Genomic DNA, 23,802 nt, shown 5'->3' with positions numbered 1-23,802 from the left:
CGCTCCTTCTTCGCACATCGCTGACGGAGGGCGCGCGGCCCGTCTCGCGCGCCCTCCTCCTTGCCGGGTCCGCTCGCGGTCGCCGCCCTCGTGGCACGTCCGCCGCCGCGGGCGCCGGCGAGAGCCGCATCGCTCGCCAGGAGAGTTGAGCATGGCGTTCCCGTTCACGTCGCAGGGCTTCTGGGGACCGCTCTTCCGGCGCCGGGATCGCGCGCAGGCGGCGCCGCGGCCGCAGGCCTCGCGGCCGCGGCGCGCCTCCAAGCGCGACCTGATCGCCAAGCTCAAGGCGAAGAACGGCCTCTCCCTGCGCCGCGACCGGTTGATCTTCGATCCGCTGGAGCCTCGGGTGCTCCTCAGCACCGACATCACCGTCAACATCGCCACGGACGCGACCCCGGTCGCGGCCGAGCATCAGCTCCTCGTCCGCCTCATCGAGCATGTCGACACGACCCAGGCCCAGGTGGTCCAGGTCGAGCGCGTCCAGATCATCGACCTGAACCAGGCCGGCGCCGCCGGCGAGCCCGGCAAGGTCCTGGCCTTCGGCGATATCGGCGAACTGCGCGCGGTCACGATCAACGGCTCGACGGGCCGGGACATCATCCGCGTCGATGCCGCCTCCTTCGCGGACCTCAACAAGCACGATGCCACCGCCTCGCTGCCGAGCTTCCGCATCCTCGGGGCGGGGGTGCAGGATTCGCTCGTCCTCGACAGCGGGCCCTCGGCGCTCTGGACGCTGACGGGCGCGGATCGGGGCTCGGTCAGCGCCGGGAAGTTCGCGACCGACTTCGGCGGCGTCGCGTCGCTCGGGGGCGCGAGCGGCAGCACCGCCGCCCTGTCGATCGGCGCAGGCGCCAGCCTGAGCGGCACCTTCGGCGGCGTGGCCGGCCTCTCCCTCGATCTCAGCGGCGCCCTGTCCGGCCCGGCCTCGGACATGACGCTCGGCCTGAACGGCGCGGTCTACGGCCTCGGCACGACCGGCGCGGCGACCCCCCTGATCGCGTTCCAGGCACCCACGACCAGCCTCGGCATCCTGCTCGGGGCCGGGAGCGACACGCTCCACCTCGCGAGCCTGCCGCCCTCCGTCTCGGTCTCCGTGTCGGGCGGCGCGGGCGACGACACCCTCGTCGTCGACACCGGGGCGACAACCATCGCGGGCAATGTCGACCTGTCCTTCTCGGGCGGCATCGGCCGGAACGCGCTGAATTTCGCCAGCGCCGGCATCCGGGCGACGGGGAGCTTCGCCGTCTCGGCCGATGCCACCGCCGCGACGGTCCTGGCGGATGCGGCGAGCCACGCCCTGTCGAGCAACGTCGATGCCGAGATGGCGCTGAGCCTCGGCAGCGGTGCGGTGATCGAGGGCACCTCGGTCTCGATCGGCGTGCGCAGCAACCTCGCCCTCAATGCGGGGGCGAGCGACGTCGTCCCGGCGCTCGCCTCGACCCTGTCGGTCAACGCCACGGGCTCGGCCACCGTCACCCTCGACGGCCGCGTGACGGCCACCAACGGCGCGGCCTCGGTCTCGACGCGCGTCGACAACGCCGTGACGCTCACCTCCGCGGATTCGCCGCAGCTGAAATCCGTGACCCCGGTCCTCGCCAACATCGCGACCATCGCGGTCGGCGCGGGCGGGGCGGTGAACGGCAGCACGGTGGCCCTCACGGCCGATACGGCCGCCAGCGTGACCGTCACGGAGATCGGCCTCGTCCTGCCGGGCATCGGCACGCTGACCAGCACGGGCAGCGGCACGGCCGACCAGATCAAGGCCGTCGCCAAGGGCGATGCCTCCCTGTCCGACGTGTTCACGCCGATCGAGCAGGCCGCCACCGGCCTCGTCAAGAAGACCGAGACGCGCGTCACCAACGTCACCACGGTCAGCATCGATCCGGGCGCCCGGATCGTGCAGGCGGTGCCCCCCGGCGCTCCGGCCCCGGCCGATCCGGCCGTCCGGATCGCCGCCAAGGACCGCACCGACGTCGCCACGCGCCTCGTGGCGACCGACGACGGCGACCTGCCGGTGGTGAGCGACCTCCTCAACTTCTTCGCGCTCACCGGCAACGCCACGGTCGCGCGCACGACCGCCGTGGTGATCGGCCCGACGACCGGCGGCACGCTGCCGGCGGCCGGCGCCGCGAGCGTGATCGAGGCCGAGGGCGGCCTGTCGCTCGCCGCCGACAACCGCGGCACGGTGACGACGCGCATCGGCGCGGCGACGCCCGGCCTCGGCCGGGACGCCCAGGGGAACGACACCACGATCGCCGGGGACGGCGAGACGAACGGATCCCTCGAAGCGCCGGTCAAGGCCGGCGCCGTCACCAACACGATCGACGACACGGTCACGGTCGCCGTGCGCGGGGTGTTGCTGAGCGCCGCCTCGGTGGAGGCGGCCGCCACCAACGCGACCACGGCGACCGCGACCGCGATCCAGGCGCGCAACGTGCTCACCGGCGGCACCCACGCGGTCGCCGAGGCGGCGCGCATCACCGCCGCCGGATCGGTCTCCTTCCTGGCTCTGGACGCGACCGCCGCCACCGCGACGGCGGTGCCGGTCGACACCGCCTCGGATATCGATGCGACGCCGACGAGCGACGCGAGCGCGGTCGGGATCGGGCGCGGCTCGGCGATCAACACCGCCGAGCGCGCCACCGGGGCGGCGCTCACCGACGCGGTCGTCACCGGCCGCGCCGGCGTCTCCGTGCAGGCGCAGAATTCCCTGACCCTCAGCGCCGAGGCCGCGGCCGCGGCGGTCGCCTCCAAGGTCGGCGTCGCCGGCTCCGTGGCGGCCAACATCGTGCTCGGCAGCACCACCGCGACGATCAGCGGCGGCTCCGTCCAGGCGGCGCTCGGCGATACGGCCCTGACCGCGGGTGGCAGCGGCGACGTCCGCGTGAACGCCATCGACCTCTCCGCCATCGACGCGCGGGCGCGCAGCGCGGCGGAGGGCGGGACCCAGGCCGGCGCCACCGCAATCGGCGGGGCCTCCGCGCTCAACGTCGTCGGCTACCGGCTAGCCGGCATCGCCACCGGGGCGCTCGCCGACAAGCTCGCCGGCACGGCGATCGACGCCATCCTGGGCACCGCCTTCTTCTCGACCATGGCCGCGCAGGCGGTGAGCGCGCGCATCAGCAGCGCCTCCGTGCGCGCGGACCGCGCGGTCCAGGTGAACGCGTCGAGCGCCGGCACGGTCAACGCCACGGTCAGCACCAGCGTGACCAGCGCGAGCCCCGAGCAGACCGAGGCGCAGAAGGCCAAGGCGGATCTCCAGCGCAGCGCCCTCAACACGGTGCTGGCGCGGCTGAACCTGCCCCAGCGCAAGGACCCCTCGGCGGGAAGCGGCACCGCGAGCGCGTCGAGCCGCAGCATCGGCGGCATCATCGTCCAGAACCGCATGGCACGCTCCGCCACCGCCGAGATCAGCGGCGCGACGGTGACGAACGGCGACGCCCTCGCGGTGCGCGGCACCGACGTCGCCACCATCAACGCCAACGTGAAGCTCGTCGCGTCGAGCGAGGCGTCGAGCGACGGCGGCCTCGACACCAAGGCGGCCAAGCCCGCCGACTTCAAGGCCAGCGCCCCCGCCCCCGTGGCGATCACCCTCGGCCAGCGCGTCGTCCTCGACTTCCCCGCCGCGATCCCGACTTCGCCCGATCCGGTCAAGCCCGGCACGGCGGACGCGGTCGATCCCGCGAATCCCGGCAACCCGGTCACTCCCGCGACCCTGACGCGGGTGGTCCATCCGGGCGACGTGGTGCTGCTCCAGGCGGGCTACCCGGCCGAGAAGGGCGAGGCCGGCGCCTATTACCGCTACGCCGGAACCGCGGATTCCGCGCCGCTCAACCTCGCCACGACCGATTATACCGACATCGATCTCTGGAAGAAGATCGGCCAGAAGAACGCCGTCTACGCCTATATGGGCGCCGACATCCCGAGCAGCGCGGCGACCAAGCTCGATCTCAAGACCCAGGATTACGGCGATCTCGATCTCTGGCGCCCGGTGCGGGACGCCGAGACCGTGCAGAGCAAGGCGACCGGCGCGGGCGCGACGGCGGCCGGCGGCATGGTGGTGCGCAACGAGATCGCGGGCGGCGCCACGGCGCGGATCGCCGGGGCGAGCACGATCGCCTCGGGCAGCGTCGCGGTCGCCGCCAGCCGCAGCGCGACGATCACGGCCAAGGCCGAGGCCACGGCGGAGGCGACCGCCACGCTCAAGGACAAGGCGGATGCCGGCGACACCAGCGCCGACACGCCCGGCACCGTCTCGGCCTTCGACAAGGCGCAGACGTCGAACGCGACGGCGCTCGCCATCAACGCGGTGATCGCCACCAACACCGTCAACGCGCTCGCCACGGCCGCCATCGACGGCGGCAGCGTGACGACGAGCGGCGCGGGCGGCGACGTCTCGGTGAAGGCCGAGACCGCCGGCTCGATCGACGCCACTGTCGCGGCGCAGATCACGGCCGCCGCCACCGGGCCCGCCGGTGCGTCGGGCACGGGGACAGGAACGGGGACCGGCACGGGCACGGGCGGCGGCACGACCCCGCCCGCCACCCCGCCGCGGACGACGGCTCGCGCGGCGGGCGTGCAACTCGCCTTCAACGCCGTCGGCTACGAGAACAGCAACCTGCTGTTCGACAGCCTGAACGCGGTGATCGGCACCAATCTGGGGACCGGCAGCCCGGCCCAGGCGAGCGCCACGATCACCAACGCCGCCGTCACCGCGGCGGGCGCCGTCACGGTCGCCGCGCAATCGGCCGGCACCATCAAGGCCGAACTCGGCAACGCGGTCGCCGCCACCGCCCAGGCGGCCAGCGCCTCGGCGCTCGCCGTCTCCGGCCTCGTGGCGATGAACCGCATCAGCGGCGCGGCGACCGCGACGATCGACGGGCAGTCCGGCGCGCGGACCATCCAGGGCACCGGCGTCGCGGTCTCGGCGAAGGACGAGGCCGCCATCGAGGCCAGCACTACGGTGGGTGCGAGCGCGACGGCGACGAAGACCGGTTCGGTGATCGGCGCGACCAAGGCGGCCGATCAGCTCCTCGGCGAGTACGATTACACCACGGCCTCCGGCACGCGCACGGTGACGTTCGGCCAGACGATCCGCCTCGGCACCGCCTGGACCCCGAGCGGGGCCGGCAAGGGCGAGGCGGGCGCGGTCTACCAGTACATGGGCGGCACGCCGCTCACGAACGCCGTTCTCGGCGACACCACGCGCGACTTTTCCGACTTCTCGCTCTGGAAGAAGCTCGACGCCGCGAACGTCGTGCCGGGCGGCACCACCGGCTCGCAGCCGAAGGCCGGGCGCATCGATTCCACCGGCCTGGGCCTCGTCTTCGACCGCAACGAGGTCTCCGGCAAGGCGCAGGCGCTGATCACCGGCGCCCAGGTGGTGGCGACGGATTCCGACGTCGCGGTGACGGCGGAATCGGGGGCGACGATCACGGCCTCGGACGCGAGCGTGATCGAGGGCGGCAAGGGCTTCGGCGGCGTCGCCGTCACCAACACGGTGCTCAACGGCGCGACGGCCTCGATCGCGGCGAGCCATGTCGATGGCGGCGCCGGCCTGTCCACCGGCGGGCTCGTCAGCGTCAAGGCCCGCAACACGGCCTCGATCACGGCGAGCGCCACGGGGTCGGTCGCGGGCGAGACGGCGGCGGTCGGCGTCGTGCTGGCCTTCAACGCGGTCGGCTACGAGCAGGCCAACCTGCTCTTCAACGCGGTCGACACGATCGTCGGCGACCCGCTGATCGCGGCGGCGACCCGGGGCGAGCAGGCGGCCGATGCCACCGCCTCGATCACCGGGTCGGTGGTCAAGGCGGGCGGCGACGTCGCGGTGGGCGCCGAGACCACGGCGCAGATCGCCGCCACGGTCGGCAACGAGGTCTCGCAGACCACGGCCGAGGATTACGAGCACGCGGCCCAGACCGGCGCGCGCGGCATCTCGGCCGGGGCAATCCTCGCCAGCAACAAGGTGAGCGGCCGGGCCGAGGCCTTCATCGGCGCGCCGAGCGTCGGGGCGAGCGCGCCCGCGACGAGCCAGGGCAGCGTCGCCTCGGAATTCGGCGGCGTCTCGGTCACCGCGGCGAACCAGGCCGGCGTCACCTCGTCGAGCACCCTCGTCAGCGCCTCGGCGGTCGACGGGGTGATCGCCGCAGTGGCGAAGATCGCCGAGGCGCGCGCCCTCAACACCTACGATTACACGACGAAGTCGGGCACCAAGACCGTCCTGACCGGCGACCGCGTGCGGCTCGCTGCGGACTACAATCCCGGCACCGCGACCACGAAGGGGATCAACGGGCAGGTCTACGTCTATATCGGTGCCAAGGCCTCGCTCGATCTCGGCAGGGCCGATTACAGCGACGCGACGAAGTGGCTGAACGTGGCGGAGGGCGTGACCGTCGCGCAGACGCCGACCAAACCCGCCGACACCGCCGGCACCACGGCGGATGCCAAGGCGATCACCACCGTCTCCGAGGACGCGACGACCGGCACCACCACGAGGGTCACCAAGACCCGCGCCCGCTACTCTTCCCTCGACGGCTACCAGTACATGCGCGTCGGCGAGGCCGTGCGGCTCTCGGTCAACGACACGCTGTCCAAGGGCGTGCGCGGCGCGATCTACATCTATCGCGGCCCCGACAACGCCAAGGTCACGCTCAAGGGCGCGGACTACACCAGTGCGGACTGGGTGAGCGCGCTCGCCCTGTCGGCGGCACCGCAGATCGACAAGATCGCGCCGCCCCCGTCCGTGAGCAATGCGGCGACGAAGACCGACAGCGGCGTGACGCCCTCGACGGATCCGGATGCCAGGGACCCGGCCACCGGCGCGATCACGATCCCGGCCAGCACCGCGCCGACTCCGGCGGCCTCCTCCAAGGCCTTCGGCGGCCTCATCGTGATGAACGAGGTGACCGGCGGCGCGCTCGCGCGCGTCACCGACGCCACCGTCGCGGCAAAGGGCGACCTCTCGATCCTGTCGACCGACAAGAGCGACATCGCGGCGACGGTGGTCAGCACCGTCGCCTCCTCGGGCGGGCAGGCGTTCAAGTCCGCGCCGTCCCCGGCGCCGGGCGAACCCGCGCGCAATTCCGGCACGCTGATCGCGGCCAACGGCATCGCGGTCACCAACGTCGTGCGCGGCGGGGCCGAGGCTTCGATCCTGCGCAGCACCGCCACGGCCGCGGACGGCTCGCTCACGGTCCAGGCCGACAACGAGGCCGGGGTCGACGCGCGGCTGCGGGCCTCCTCGACCACGACGGGCGGGGACAATGGCGGCGTCTCGGGCGCCGTCACGCTGGCCTTCAACTCGGTCGGCTACGAGACCCAGAACCTGCTCTTCAACACGCTCGACGCGCTGATCGGCTCGCCGACCCTGGCGAACGCCTTCGGGGGCGAGACCGGCTCGGGCGCCAAGGCGACGATCGTGGCCTCGGCGATCGCGGCCGGCGCCGACATCGCGGTGGCGGCGAGCGCCGCCGCGAAGATCAACGCGACGGTGAGCAACGCCGCGCTCAGCAGCACGGACGCGCTCAAGGGCTCGGGCGGCAGCGGCTTCGGCGTCGTCCTCGCCTCGAACAAGGTCAGCGGCAGCGCGACCGCGACGATCGACAATTCCGGGCTCGCGATCGACACGGCCGGCGGCAGCGACATCGCCGCGGCGGGCGGGGCCGTGCGCGTGCAGGCGGCGGATTCGAACGGCATCGCCTCGAACGTCCAGATCGTGACCAGCTCGACGGTGACGAAGACCGACGGCGGCACGGTCACGAGCCAAAGCAAGCTCAACAAGTTCCTGCCCTCCGACTTCTCGACCAATCCGAACGAGGTCCAGGCCGCGACCGTCCAGGGCAACCTCGTCAAGAACCGCCGGGACTTGCTGCCGGCCGAGGTGAGCGCCCTCGAGGACAAGGTCGTCGCCCAGGTCGCCAGGGCCAAGGAACTGGCCGCGAGCGCCTTCGAGAAGATCGAGGGCCTGGAGACCCAGGCCAAGGGCCTGATCGACAAGCTCGGCAGCCTCGACACGGCCGTGCTCGGCGCCCTCGACGGGGCCATCGCGGACGCGATCGACGGGGTCGTCGCCCGGATCGGCGCATCGAGCGAGAACCAGACGCTCAAGTCCGTCCTGACGCTCGCCAAGGGCAAGCTCCAGGGGGCGGCGGACGGGACGGCCGAGGGCCGTTCGGAGGCGGTCAAGGGCCTGATCGACGCCTCCCGCATCGGGCTCCTGCGCGACGAGGCGCTGCGGGCGGGCTCCGACGCGCAGAAGCGGCTCGGAATCCTGCTCGGGCAGGAACTCAGCATCGAGAGCCTGAAGGCCGAGGCGCAGGCGCAGGTCGACCGGATCAAGGCGCAGGTCGAGGCGTTCCTGGCCCCGCTCGGGCTCAAGCTCTCGGATTTCGGTGATTTCGACGCCGCGTCCGGCGGCACGCTCACCGAGAACCTGCAGACGGTGAGCTTCGGCACCCGCGTGCGCATCGGCGAGGGCTACGCCAAGCCGACCTACGATCAGCGCAGCGCCTCCGCCACCACGGTCACCATCGAGACCGGCAACACGCTCGCCACCGCGGGCGGGCAGATCTGGAAATACGTCGGCACGAGCCCGCTCGAGGAGATCCTCCTCGCCGCGGTCGATCTGACGACCACCACCGGCGGCAAGGCCGACTGGGTCAAGATCGCCAACAGCGCCTCCGACTACAAGGCGGGCGACATCTACGTCTACATGGGCGGCAGCCCGGCGACGCTCGACCTCGCGGCGACGGACTTCACCAACAAGCTGCTCTGGAAGCGCTCGCTCGACTCCTCGTTCCTCCCCGACGACTTCACGCTGCCCGGCACCGGCACCACCGGCGCGACCAATCCGGCGGCGCCCGCCGCGGCCACGCCAGCGGGCGAGACCCAGGCTCCGACCGGGGATCCCTCGGCGGCGAACCCGGCGGCGAATGTCCGCCCGCAATCCGCCTCGGCCCTGGCGATCGGCGGTCTCGTGGTGCTGAACAGCGTCCACGGCGACGCCACCGCGACCATCACGGGCGCGCGCGTGACGAGCGGGACGGGGGCCGTCGCCGTCTCGGCCAGCGAGACCGGCACGATCCAGGCCACCGCCGACAGCGCCGCCACGGTGAAGTCGGCGGGTTCCTACAAGCCGACCGGCGGTCAGGCGGCGGGCAGCACGCAGACCACCAGCCTCGCCCTCGGCGGCGTGATCGCGACGAACGCGGTCCTCGGCGCGGCCACCGCGACGGTGCAGGATGCCACGCTCGCCGGCGGCGGGGGCGTCTCGGTCGTCGCGGACGACAAGGCGGCGATCACCGCCGCCACCAAGAGCGCGACCTCCAGCGACAACGGCGCGGTCGCCGTCACGCTGGCCTTCAACACGGTCGGCTGGCGGGAGCAGAACGTCCTGTTCCGGGCGATCGACACGCTCACCGGCGATCCGGTGATCGCGCAGGGCCAGAACCTCGACGACACCCCGGCCGGCGCGCGCGCCACGGTCTCCGGCAGCGCGGTGACCACCGGCGCCGGCAGCGCCTTCACGGTCCAGGCGAGTGCCGATGCGGCGATCAGCGCCTCGCTGACCAACAAGGCCAGCGCCTCGAACGCCGTGCTGAAGAATGCCAGCACCTACGCCCTCGGCTTCGCGCTCTCCAGCAACCTCGTCAACGCCCGCGCGCTGGCGCAGGTCGATGGCACCGCGAAGGCGACCACCGTCGACGCCGGCGGCGCGGTCACCGTCAAGGCGGTCAGCAACGGCGCCATCACGGCCGAGAACGCCCTCTCGTCGCTCTCCAGCCTGACCAAGAACAGCCTGTTGCAGGATTTCGCCGACAAGGTTCTCGGCGACTACACCTACACGACCGCGTCCGGCACCCGGACCGTGAAGTTCGGCGATACGGTCTACACGAAGACAAACGGCGTCGAGACGCTCTACGTCTATTATGGGGCGACGCAATCCATCGATCTCGGCAGCGAGACCTTCGATGCCGCGCATTCCTGGCGGGAGAACAATCTCCGCGAATTCGTGAAATTCCTGCCGCCGGGCATCCTCAACCTCGGCGAGACGAAGGATACGGCCGGCTCCTCGACCCCGGCGACCGGCGGGACCGGCTCGGGCACCGGAAGCGGGACGGGAACCGGCGGCACCGGCACGGGCGCCGCGGCGAAGCCCTACGCGGTCGCGGTCAGCGGCATCCTCGTCCAGAACAGCGTGCGCAGCACGGCGAGCGCCGAGATGACGGGGGTCACCGTCGCGCGGGCGGGCGACGTGACCGTCCAGGCCGATCAGACCGGCAGCATCGCGGCCACGATCACGAGCAAGGTCGAGTCGAAGCTCAAGCCCGGCCAGGAGGCCGGCCGGACCTCGCTCGCCATCGGCGGGGTGATCGCGGGCAACAGCGTGGTCGGCTCGGCGAGCGCCGGGATCAGCGCGAGCATCCTCGGCGACGCGGCGGCCGGCACCACGGTCGGCGGCGTCACCGTGACGGCCAACGACACGGCCACGATCAAGGCCACGGTCGACAGCAGCGTCGAATCGAGCGGCACCTCGGTCGGCGTGACGCTCGCGGCCAACAAGATCGGCGTGGCCTCGCAGAACTTCCTGCTCGACCTCGTCGACGCGCTCGCCGGCACGGATCTCGCGACCACGATCCAGGGTCAGTCGCCCTTCGCGGCGCGGGCGAGCATCGGCAGCACGCCGGTCAACGCCACCGGCGTCGTCACGGTCGCGGCGCGCTCGCACGCGGCGATCACCGCCAGGATCGAGAATGCGGTCGCCAGCGTCGGCGAGGCGGCGACCAGCGTCGGCGCCGTGAGCGCCCTCAACCTCGTCAAGCTGGCGACCACCGCCACCATCACGGGCGGCGGCACGCTGACCAATGCGGGCGTCGCCGTCACCGCGACGAGCGAGTCCAGCATCGCGGCCGACGTCTCGGCCCCGGTCACGGCGGTGGTCTACCGCCTGCCCGACACGAGCGGCTCCGGTCCGGGCGGCGGCACCACCGGGGGCACCGGCACGAATACCGGGGGCACCACGACCACGTCGATCACGGTCGGGCTGAGCCTCGCCCGCAACACGATCGTCGACGACGCGCTCACCGCGGGCATCGACGGCGTCGACACGCTGCGGGCGACGAACGGCAAGGTCATGGTCGCGGCGCGCAGCGCGGCGGCGATCCGGGCCGAGGCGGCAGCGACCGCCATCGCGGCGATCGTCAGCAAGGAGACCGGCAACACCATCGGCTTCGCGGGGGGCGGGGCGCTCGGCTTCAACACCATCCTGGGCGGCGTCGACGCGCACATCGCCACCAGCAACCTCTGGGCGACCGGCACGACGGCCGAGGACGCGCAGGGGAACGGCGGCAGCGGCGCCGTCGACGTCTCGGCCCGCACCGATTCCGCCATCACGGCCGGCATCGACGCCACCGCGGTCTCGGTGGTCGTCGGCAAGGAATCCGCCTCCGCCCTCGCGATCGGCGTGTCCCTCGCCTTCAACATGATCGGCTTCTACGGAAGCGGTCTGCCCACCGGGAACGGCTTCGGCTCGGGCACCACCTCCTCGCTCGACGTCTCGGCCAGGATCACCAAGGCGAAGGTCAATGCCGACCGGCGGGTCTCGGTCGCGGCGGGTTCCAAGGCGACGATCGACGCGGCGATCGGCGCCACCGCGGTGGCATTCGGCGCGTCGAGCGGCGGCGGCGGCGCGGGCAGCGGCAACACCTCGCTCGCGGGCGCCGGGCTCTACGCCGGCAACAAGGTCGTCACCGAGGTCACGGCCCTGATCGACGGGCGGGGGCTCGCCGACGACACCATCGCGTCCGGCGCCGAGGGCGTCGCCGTGAAGGCCCGGGACGAATCCGCCATCATGACGACGGCGCGGGCCATCGCCGTCGCGGCCAATTTCAGCGGGCAATCGAGCGGCAACGGCCGCGCGGTCGCCATCGGCGGCTCGTTCTCGACCAACGAGATCGCGAGCAACGTCACGGCGGCGCTGCATGCCGTCTCGACGGTGTCGGGCTCCGGCACGGTCTCGGCCCTGGCCGAGCGCGCGGCGACCATCACGGCGCAGACCATCGCGGCCTCGGTCGCCGCGGAGGTCAGCGGCCAGGGTCAGGGCTTCGCGGTGAGCGGCGGCGGCGCGCTCGCCGTCAACACCATCTCCGGCTCGACCATCGCCGAGATCACCGATTCGGGCCTCGGTTCGAGCAACGCCGCCATCGGCGGCGTCACGGTCTCGGCGCGCGACGATTCGGGCATCCAGGCGCTCACCGGCGCCCTCTCGATCGCGGCCGGCGTGGCGACGAAGGATACGGCCACCGGCGTCGCCATCGGCGTCTCCGCCGCCGCCAACACGGTCGGCAGCGGCGGGCCGGTGCGGGCCTCGCTGCTGCGCAGCCCGGTCAACGCCACGGGTGCGCTCGCGGTGACCGCGACGACGGGCCGGAGCGTGGACGCCACCGTCCTCGCCGCCGCCATCGGAGTCTCGGCGACCGGCTCGGGCTCGTCCACCAGCGTCAGCCTCTCGGGGGCCGGGGCCGGCAACACGGTGGGCGCCGCCACGACCGCCGAGATCGCCGACGCGGCGAGCATCGCGGCGGGCAGCGTGACGGTCGGGGCCACCAACAGCTCGGCCATCACCGCCAATCTCGGGGCGCTCTCGATCGCCTTCGCGCTCGGCGACCAGAAGGCCGTCGCGGTGGCCCTCGGGGCCAGCGTCGCCGTCAACCGCGTCGCGGGCGACGTCGCCGCGCGCGTGGCGAACGTCGCGACCCTGAGCACCGGTGCCGGCGGCCTCGCCGTCACGGCGGCGAATACCGGCCGCATCAAGACCATCGCGGCGGCCGCGAGCCTCGCGGCCGGCGCGAGCGCCACCAGCAACGGCGTCGGCGTCGCCGCCGCGGGGGCCGGGGCCGTCAACCTCATCGACAGCACGACCTCGGCGCTCGTCGAGAACGGCAGCGTCACAGCGGGCGGCGCCGTGCGCGTCGCGGCGACCAGCACGCTCACCATCGATGCCGACATCGTCGGGGCCGCGGCCTCGATCGGGGCCTCGGGCGGCAGCTCCGCCGGGGCCGGGGCGCTCGGCATCGCCATCGCCTACAACCAGATCGGCTCCTGGACCGCCTACGATGCGGCGGCGAACCGGCTCTCCGACGCTCCCGTCCAGGGCAACCGCGCCGGGGTCACCGCCACCCTGCGCAACACCCGGGTCGATGCGACCGGCGCGCTCTCGGTCACCGCGACCACCACGAACGCGGTCAACGCGACGCTGGTGGCCGTCGCCGCCGCCCTCTCGGCCGGCAGCCAGACCGGCGGCGCGGTGAGCGCCGGCGGCACCTACGCCCAGAACTTCATCGGGCTCGCCACCCAGGCGGTGATCGACGGCGACGCGACGGGCGCCACGCCCGGAATCCGCGCGGCGAGCGCCACCGTGTCGGCGGAGGACGGTTCCGCGATCGGCGCCAAGGCCCTGTCGGCGAGCCTGGCGGTCGGGGCCGGCGGCACCACCGGCGTCGCGATCGCGATCGGTGCGAGCATCGCGCTCAACCGCATCGCGAACGACGTCTCGGCGACGATCAGCGGCCTCGACCAGGGCCTCGAGACCACGGGCGGCGGGCTCGCGCTCTCGGCGAAGTCGGCAGGCTCGGTCACCGCCACCGCCGCTTCGGCAGCCCTCAGCATCGGCGGCGGCGGCACGAACGGGGTCGCGGTCGCGGGGGCGGGCGCCTTCGCGTCGAACGTGATCACCACCGGCACGCGGGCGACCGCGGGCGAGAGCCGGCTCGACAGCGCCGGCGACATCGCCGTCGCGGCGGAGGCCTCCACCACCATCACCGCCAGCATCGTGGCGGCCTCGCTGGCGGCGGGCGTCGGCGGCACCAATGGCGTCGGGGTCGGCATCGGCGCGGCGGGCGCGGAGAACCGCATCGGCACCTGGACCACCACGGGCACCGGCAAGGACCGGCGCGACGCGCTCGCGACGGGCGGCGGCACCGTGGTCGAGGCCTCGCTCACCCGCGTGAGGACGAATGCCGTCGGCACGCTGAGCCTCGACGCCCAATCGAAGAACACGATCAGCGCCCTCGTCGCCGCGGCCTCCGTGGCGATCGGCGGCGGCGGCAATACCGGCGTCGGCGTCGCCGCCGGCGGAACCGTGGTGGTCAATGCCATCGCGGTCTCGGCCCGCGCCTTCATCGAGGGGACCGGCGCGGCGGGCAGCGCCGTCGCCAGCAACGCGGTCGGCGCCGGCGCGGTGCGCGTCAGCGCCACCGACACCTCGCGCATCACCGCCAATGCCGGCACCGCCTCGATCAGCGCCGGCGTCGGCGGCTCGGCGGGGGTGGGCGTCTCGGTGGGCTTCGCGCTCGCCCTGAACAGCATCGCCAACGCCGTCGAGGCGGCCATCGCCGACGTGACGGACGGCCTCTCGGCGACCGGGGCGGTGTCCGTCGCGGCGCGCAGCGCCGCCACCATCACCACCAGCACCACGGCCGCGGCGATGAGCATCGGCGGGGGCGGCTCGGCCGGGGTCTCGGTCTCGGCCGGCGGCGCCTTCGCCTTCAACTCCATCGTCACCGCGACGCGGGCGCATATCGACGCGAGCCGGATCACCGGCAGCGGCAGCCTCTCGGTCGGGGCCGAGGGCGCCTCGGCGATCACCGCGACCGTGCTCGCCCCCGTCCTGGCGGCCGGGGTCGGCGGCTCGGCCGGCGTCGGCGTGGGGGTGGGCGCTTCGGCCGCCGCCAACCAGATCGGCGCCTGGACGACGAGCGGCAGCGACCGGACCCGCGTCGACGCCCCGGTCATCGGCGGTGAATCGAGCGTGCTCGCCACGATCACCGGCAGCAGCATCGTCACCACCGGCGCGCTCGCGGTCGCGGCGACCGCGAACCAGGCGATCCAGGCGCAGGTGGCGGCCGCGTCCGCCGCCATCGGCGGCGGCGGTGCGGCCGGCATCGGCGTGGCGGCGGCGGGCGTCGTCGTCACCAACGCGGTCGGCGTCGTCACCCGCGCGGTCATCGACGGGGACGGGGCGACCGGCATCACGGCGGGCAGCGTCGCGCTCGACGCCACCGACCGTTCGAGCATCAAGGCGCTCGCCGGCTCGGCCTCGCTCGGAGGCGCCGGCGGCGGATCGGCGGGCGTCGCCGTGGCGGTCGGCTTCACGCTGGCCCTCAACAGCGTCTCGGGCGCGGTCGAGGCGGCGATCCGCAGCGCGGATACGGGCCTCACCACCCGGACCGGCGACGTCACGGTCGCGGCCCGGCGCGACGGCACCATCTTCGCGGCGGCCGCCGCGGCGGCCCTCTCGGTGGCGGGGGGCGGTGCAGCCGGCGTCGGCGTCAGCGGCGGCGGCGCCTTCGCGTCGAACGTCATCCTCGGCTCGGTCACCGCGACGGTCGATGCGAGCCGGCTCACCAGCGCGGGCGCGCTCGGCGTGAGCGCGGCGGCGGGTTCGGCGATCACGGCGATCATCTCGGCCGTGGCCGCTTCGGGCGGGGGCGGCGGGGCGGCGGGCGTCGGCGTGGCGATCGGCGTCGCGGGTGCCGAGAACCGGATCGGCGGCTGGACGAGCGGCGTCGACGCCAACGGCCAGCGGGTCGATACGGCGACCGGCGCCGCCATGGGCGTGCAGGCGGCCGTCCTCGATTCCGCGCTCACGGTCGCCGGCGCCCTCGGCGTCACCGCGACCGCCGACCAGACCATCGCGGCCACCATCGTCGCCGCCTCGGCGGCGATCAACGGCGGCGGCGCGGCCGGCGTCTCGGTGACGGCGGCCGGCTCGGTCAGCGCCAACGCCATCGCGGTGGCGACGCACGCGGTCATCCAGGGCGACGGCACCGGCATCCGGGCCGGCAGCGTCACGGTCTCGGCCCGGGATTCCTCGGCGATCAGCGCGATCACCGGTGCGGCCTCCCTGGCGGGGTCGGGCGGCGGGGCCGCCGGCGTGAGCGTGGCGGTGGGCTTCGCGCTCGCCCTCAACAGCATCGCGGACGACGTCCAGGCCTCTATCGACGGGGCGAATGACGGGCTCGTCACGACGGCGGGCGGGATCTCGGTCGGCGCCACCAGCACGGGCTCGATCAAGGCCATCTCCGCGGCCGCGGCGCTCGCGGTGGCGGGCGGCGGAGCCGCCGGGGTGGGCGTGACCGGCGGCGGCGCGGGCGCGCGCAACGCGATCGGCTCCAAGACCGATGCCTTCGTGACGAACAGCCGTCTCACCGCGCAGGGCGCGGTGAGCATCGCGGCGACGGCGGATGCCAGCATCACCGCGAGCGTCGATGCGGCGGCCGCCTCGGGCGGCGGCGGGGGTGCGGCGGGCGTCGGCGTGGCGATCGGCATCGCGGCGGCGGTGAACCAGATCGGCGGCGGCAGCGAGGTCCAGGCCTATCTCGCCGATTCCAGCCTCGACGCCACGGGTGCGCTCGGCGTCGGCGCGCTCTCGCAGCAGACCATCAAGGCCTCGCTCGCGGCGGTCTCCGCCTCGATCCAGGGCGGCGGCGCGGCGGCGGTCAGCGTCGCCGGTTCGGTGAGCGGCGTCGTCAACACCGTCGCGGTGCCGACCCGGGCCGCGATCCGCAATGCGGGCGCGGACGGCATCAAGGCGGCGAGCGTCGCCGTCTCGGCGGAGAACCGCGCCTCGATCACCGCGATCGCCGGGGCGGTCGGCGTGGCGGGCAGCGGCGCGGGCGTCGCGAGCGTCGGCGTCACCGTCGCGGCGACGGTGGCCACCAACACCATCGGCAATGACACCGAAGCCACCCTGCGCGACCTCGGCACGGGGCTGACCAGCCGCAGCGGCGACGTCTCGGCGACGGCGACCGACCGCGCGACCATCACGGCCACCGTCTCGGCGGCGACCGTGAGCCTCGGCGGCGCCGGCATCGCCAACGTCCAGGTGGCGGGCGGCGGCGCCTCGGCGCTCAACGTCATCACCGGCAGCACCCGGGCGCTCGTCGACACGAGCGGCAGCGGACGCAACCGCATCACCAGCGCCGGCGGCGTCGGCGTGACCGCGGCGAGCAGCGCCACCATCACGGCGACGGTGGCCTTCGCCAGCGTGGCGGGCGGCGGGGCGGGCATCGCCAGCGTGCCCGTGGCCCTCGGCCTCAGCGGCGCGCAGAACCTGATCGGGACGTGGTCGACCGACGACAACGGCCAGCGCCGCGCCCAGCCGCTCCAGACCGGCAGCGCCGCCGTCCAGGCGCGCATCGCCGACACGGCGCTCGATGCGCAGGGCGCCGTCGCGGTGGCGGCGACCGCCGCCAGCACGATCCGCGCGACCGTGGCGGCCTCCGCCGCCGTCGTGACCGGCGCCCTCGTCGGCGTCGGCGTCGCAGGCGCCGGTTCCTACTCGGGCAATGCGATCGGCGTCGCCACCAGCGCGACGATCGAGGGCTCGACCACGACGGTCACGGCCGGCTCCGTCGGCGTGTCGGCGCGGGATGCGGCCACGCAATCGGTCCATGTCGGCACCGCGGCCATCGCGGCGGCCTTCGGCGCCGTGGGCGTCGCGCCCTCGATCGGCGTCGCGACGGCCCTCAACATCATCAACGACAGCGTCACCGGCTCGATCTCCGGGGCGGCCGTGACGGCCCGCACCGGCGGCGTCAGCGTCCAGGCGGCGTCGGCGCCCACCATCAGCGCCCAGGTGGCGGCGGCCTCCGCCGCCCTCTCGGGCGGCGCGGTGGCGGTCGGCGTGGCGGGCGGCGGCGCCATCGCCACCAACCTGATCGGCGGCGCGACCCGGGCGACGGTTCTGGGCGCCACCATCTCGGCCGAGACCGGCATCACGGTCCATGCCGAGAACACCGCCGCGATCGACGCCCGCACCATCGCGCTCGCGGCCGGCGCCTCGGTCGGCGGCGTCGCGGTCGGCGTCAGCCTCGGCGTCAGCACGGCTTTCAACGTCATCGGCTTCACGTCGCTCAACCGCGAGATCCTCGACGCCGGCACGGCCAAGCCGGCGATCGCGGTCGAGGCCCTGGCGAGCGACGCGACCCTGACGGCCAGGGGCCGGCTCGAAGTCAGCGCGCAGGCGAGCCAGACCATCACGGCGCTCACGGCGGCCGGTGCCGTCGCGGTCGGCGGCGGGGCGATCAGCGCGCAGGGCGCCGGCGCCGGGGCGGGGGCTCGCAACCAAGTCTCGGCGGGCGTCACCGCCCATGTCGAGGGCGACGGCACCGGCATCCGGGCCGGCGAGGTCGCCGTGACGGCGGCGGACACCTCGCTTCTCTCGGTGACCACGGGGGCCGCCTCCCTGGCGGCGAGCTACGGCGTCATCGGCAGCGGCGCGATCGCGGTGGCGGTCGCAGCGGCGACCAACACCATCGCCAACGACGTGACCGCCCGGATCCGGGCGGCGGATCGCGGCCTGAGCGCCACCGGTTCGGTGACCGTGCGGGCGACCGAGGCCGCGAGCCTGACGAGCCGCTCCGCCACCGCCTCGCTCGCCGCGAGCTTCAGCCCGGTGGGCTACAGCTTCGCGGGCGGCGGCGCGGTCACGCAGGACCGCGTCGACAGCCGCACCTCCGCCGGCATCGTCTCGGGCAGCCGGGTGACGGCCGCGGGCGACGTGACGGTGGAGGCCGCGGACACCACCTCGGTGGACACGGCGGTGGTCGGCATCGCGGTCGCGGGCGGCATCTTCGCCCTCGCGGCCGGCGGCTCCGTCGCCGATGCGGCGGTGACGCCCACCGTGACCGCCTCGATCGACGGCGCCCAGGTGAGCGGCGCCACCGTGACCGTGAGTGCCGTGGCGACGCCGGACGTCCATGCGGCGGCGACGGGCATCAACGCGGGCACCGCCGCGGTCGGCGCCTCGACGGCGTTCGCCAAGGTCGGCGCCACGGTGGCGGCCTTCACCCGCAACGCCACCATCACCGCCACGAATCTCGTCGTGCAGGCGACGCTCGCGCAGGCCGCGGGCAAGAGCGCGGCGAACGCGGAGGCGACCGGCGCGGCCGGCGGCCTCATCGGCCTCAATTCCACCGTGACGCAGGCCACCAACGACAGCCGCGTGGCGGGCACGCTCGACGCCGGCACGGTGCTGAGCGTGGCCGGGACGGTGACGCTCGCGGCGAACGCCCGCACGCAGCAGGTCGCCAACGGCAGCAGCGCGAGCGCCGGCCTGGTGGGCGCGGGCGCGACCCTGTCGACGGCGACGTCGAACACGCAGACCAGCGCCCGCCTGAAGACCACGGGGGCGATCCGGGCCGGCGCCATGACGGTGACGGCGAGCGGATCGGACGACAACGCCGCCGTGGCGGTGGCGGGCGCCTACGGCCTCGCCTCGGGCAGCGCGGGCGTGGCGACCAGCACCTCGACCGGGGCGACGCAAGCGAGCCTCGATCCCGGCGCGAACCTCGACCTCACGGCGAATTCCGCCGCGAGCGGCCTGTTCTTCATGGCGGCGAACCACGTCGCCACCGGCAGCGGCCAGGTTCTCACCAGCGCCTACGGGGCGCTGGCGGGCAGCGGTGCGGTGGTGCGCACCACCTTCAGCCACGACACGGCGGCGACCTTCGGGGCCGGCGCGAGCGTGCTCGCCCGCGACATCCAGGCCAGCGCCCAGAACACGGTGCTCAAGCCGCCGCTCGCCCAGGCCAACATCGTCGGCACCACGGGCGGCATCGCGAGCGCCGCCGGCGCCGACAGCCTGACCACCGTCGCGGTGACCGCGACGGTGACCGTGGCGAGCAGCACCGCGGCCAACCCGACGAAGCTCGAGACCGTGGGCGGCGTCTCGGCGCCGGGCGGGATCTCGCTCACGGCGCGGAACCGGATCGACGCCTCCGACAAGGTCACGCTGACCACCGGCGGCGCGATCTCGGGGGCGGGCACGACCTCGACGATCATCGCCAACGCCTTCACGGCGCAGGTGCTGATTGGCGAGAATGCCAGCCTGTTCACGCTCGGCACGCTCACGGCCTCGGCGAACGGCACCGGCCGCGCGAGCACGGTGGCCAATTCGGAGACGTTCGGGGCCGCCACCGTGGCGGCGGGCGCCACTCTGGTGGACCTGCGGCCCGTCAACACCGTCATGGTGGCGCAGGGCGCGGCGATCACCGCCTACGGCGACGTCGACCTCCTGGCCGGCACCGACCTGAAGCAAATCGACGACAGCTACGTCATCTCGGCCCGGACCGACACCTTCGCGGGCAGCGCGATCCCGATCCAGACGATCAAGGCGGACATCACCGTCGTCCAGACCAACACGGTGACGGTCGCCTCCGGCGCCACCGTCGCCACGGCGGGCGACGCCAATCTCTTCACCAACCGCCTCAACACGGTCAGCACCGACGCCAAGGCGAAGGGCACCAACTGGACCACGGCGGTCGCGGGCGCGATCGACAGCGTGCTCGGCGGCAATGCCCAGGCGGTCTATTCCGGCACCGCCAACCAGGGCGGCACCGGCCGCGTCGTCGTCGACGGCACCATCACCACCGGGATTGCGCGCAACATCGCCATCGCCATCGACCAGATGACGGTGGGGGCGGGCGGCGCCACCACCATCACCGGCACCGTGCTGATCAACGATCAGCAGCTCACCGGCGCGGGCAGCCTCGCCGCGGCCGATCCGACCCAGAAGACCTTCTCGCTGACCTCCGGCACCAGCGTCACCCTCAAGCGCGTGCCGATCACCGTCAGCTTCGGCTCGGCCTACGCGCAGAGCGCCCTGATCCAGCAGCTCTACGACGCCCAGGACAAGCTGCAGAACTACGCGCAGAACGCGACGCTGCAGGACTTCTACAACAGCGAAGTCGCGCGCATCGTCGGCGTCCTGCAGAGCCAGGGCCTCGCCGAGATCGTGCGGGACGGCCAGGGCCGCGTGACGGTGCTGCCCATCCAGCGGGAGGTGCCGACCCTGACGATCGGCCGGTTCACCGCCGGCGCGGGCCGCATCAACATCGTGGCGGGCCAGCTCACCGGCGCGGGCGACCTCGACGCCAAGTCCGACACCAAGGTCGCGATCGACAACTACTCGAGCGCCGCGCTGAACATCGGCGGCATCGTGATGCCGGAATCGAACGGCGGCACCTTCTACAACGGCCAGAACGTCACAGGCGTGACCGACCTCGCGGCCAAGCGCAAGGCGATCGCCGACGAGAACGCGCTGCTCTTCCCCGGCCTGCCGGCGTCCAGCGTCGCCTTCGGCACGCTGACGACCGGCGGCGTGGTCTCGCCGAGCAACTACAGCAAGATCACGCTCAGCAACTGGCTCGGCGCGACCGCCATCAACGACGTCCTGGTGCCGGCGCCGTCGCTCAACATCCTCGGCGACATCGTCGCGGTGAATGCCGATCTCACCACGCGCACGCAGACCGGCGGCGACTACACCATCCGCGCCACGATCCGGGTGAAGAACAACATCTCGGAGATCGGCGGCGCCGTCACGATCAAGGACAGGACGATCTACCCCGTCGGCGGCGATCCCTACGGGCAGGTCGCCGGGGCGATCACGGGCGGCGATCCGAACAAGATCGTGGATGCGGGCGATGCCTCGAAGGTGCTGAGCGCCCTCCAGAGCACCGCCTCGGCGCGCCTCGTCGCCAGCGGCAACGTCACCATCAACGCCCAGTTCCTCAACATCAACGGCCTCGTTCAGAGCGGCCGCGACGTCTACACCATCAACATCCTCAAGAATTCGGCAGTCTCGGCCGAGATCGAGCAGATCAAGAACAACCCCTACCGCACGAACGTCATCCAGTCGCTGACGCAGGACGGCTATTCGGCGGTGTTCGACCGTCAGAACAATCGCATCGTGATCAGCGAGATCACGTCGAGCGGCGGCAAGATCGAGCTCACCGGGACGATCGTCAACACGAGCCCGAACCAGGGCGCGATCCGGGCGCTCGGCGGCTTCGCCAGCGTGACGGTGAACAACCAGCTCGACTACGACGTCGTGGTGGCGCGTCTCGACGTGTCGCAGCGCGGCAGCGGCATCATCGACATCACCGATCTCGCCTATGCCAACGCGGCGACCGGTGCCGTCGCGCGCAAGACCCTGCTGACGCAGAAGGCGGACGGCTCGATCACCAGCTACCAAGCCCTGCTCGGGGCGAACGGCGCGGAGATCGGCGGCCACCAGAACGGCGGCGCGATCACCAGCTACACCCCCGGCGCCGGCCTCACGAACGGGAGCGGCACCGCCGAGAGCTTCCGCTACGCCTTCACGGCGGGCCGCGGCGACAAGACCACCTACACCAAGACCTCCGGCACCTCGTCGTGGCTCGGCATCGACGCCTTCGCGGCCGACCCGCCGGACGAGGACAACTACGACACCAAGACGGTGAAGACGGGCGAGCTGGTCCCGAACAGCGCCTATTTCTACCTCGATGCCACGGGCAAGGGCGCCTACAACTACGACTCGCGGGTGACGGTCCCGACCGGCCCGACCGAGGTCAAGGCCGGCCGCAGCTGGACCGAGAGCACGTGGTACGGGAAGAAGACCTATTACCAGGAGCGGATCGCGGTCACCTACACGGAGACCGATGGCACGCACAGCGTGTATGCCAGCTACCCGATCGCGATGGGCTTCATCGGGGCGAGCACGGGCAGCGTCACCATCACCTCGACCGGCGCCGGCCGCGTGCTGCTCGTCGGCGGCATCGCGAACGCCACCGGAACCACGACGATCGTCTCGGGCGGCGCCATCCAGGCGCTGAGCCCCGCCGCAACGGTGTCGGGCGCCATCGTCTCGCTGACGGCAGCCGGCAGCATCGGCCAGGGCACCGGCACCGCGGCCTCCGACCGGGCGCTCACCGTCAACGCGACGAGCGCTCTCTCGGCGACCACGAGCGCGGGCACCATCTACCTGAAGACTTCGGGCGATCTCGCCATCGACCGCGTCACGGCGGGCTCGGGCTACGACGTCACCCTCGTCGCGGGAGGCGACATCACGGCGGCGGCCGGCCGGGCCGGCGCGATCACGGCGGGCAGCCTGACGATCACGGCGGGCGGCAGGGTCGGCGGCGCGACGGATGCCGCCGTCCTGAAGCTCGATACCGGCAGCACCCAGCGCGACCGCGTCACCATCACGGCGACCGGCGAGGTCGGGATCGAGGAGACCCGCGGCGACCTGCGCCTCTACGGCCTCACCACCAGCGGCGACGTCCTCGTGAAGGTCGATGCCGGCAGCCTGCTCAACGTCAACACCCTCGTGGTGCGCGACGAGCGCGTGGAAGCGCAGCTCATCGACGGCGTGTGGAAGGATCTCGCCCTCACCGAGGCCGACGCGAACCGCAAGTTCAACGAGACGCTCGACGCCTACGAGAGCGTCGCCCGGCAGGAATACGCCACCTACTGGCACTACCGGAACCTGCAGGCCGACCCGTCCCGTTACGACCCGACCTACACGTTCCGCTTCGCGGCCGGCTCGGCGGAACTCGCCTCCTATCAGGCGCTCTACCGCCAGCAGGGCCTCGACAAGGGGCTGAGTGGCAGTGCCCTCGACGATGACGTGGCGCTGGCGATCGCGACGCTGGAGGCCTCGCGCACGCTCCAGTACCAGACCCTGAACACGCAGTACGGGAAGTACGGCGACAGCGACGTCGCCGATATCGGCGGCGCCTACGCGACCTACTGGGGCTACCGCGGCCAGCAGGCCGACACGGCGCGCTTCGATGCGGGCTTCGTCGTGCCCGTCGCGCAGGCCGAGCGCGACGCCATCCGCAGCCAGGTTCTGACCTCGACTCTGAGCGGGTCGCTGCTCACCGACTACGTGGCGGCGCAGATCGCCCGGCTCGAAGCCGAGCGCAACGGAGCCTACCAGGATCTCGACGCGGTGTTCGGCAGCCTCGGCAGCAGCCAGGCCGC

General features: G+C 73.3%; 1 protein-coding gene (only partly in view). It reads left to right on the top strand.

The features are described from left to right. The first annotated feature begins 151 nt into the window (after window positions 1–151). Window positions 152–23,802, top strand: partial view of an LEPR-XLL domain-containing protein gene (locus ACE101_RS21125; RefSeq protein WP_379133685.1) — the 5' portion only. The gene runs 18,799 nt beyond the window's last position; the window shows 23,651 of its 42,450 coding nt (coding positions 1–23,651); its start codon is at window positions 152–154; its stop codon lies off the right edge, out of view.

This window comes from Methylobacterium carpenticola, assembly GCF_042748905.1.
Classification (GTDB): Bacteria; Pseudomonadota; Alphaproteobacteria; order Rhizobiales; family Beijerinckiaceae; genus Methylobacterium; species Methylobacterium carpenticola.
Note: the sequence above shows the minus strand (reverse complement) of the source record. Positions and strands in the feature narration are given on the sequence as shown.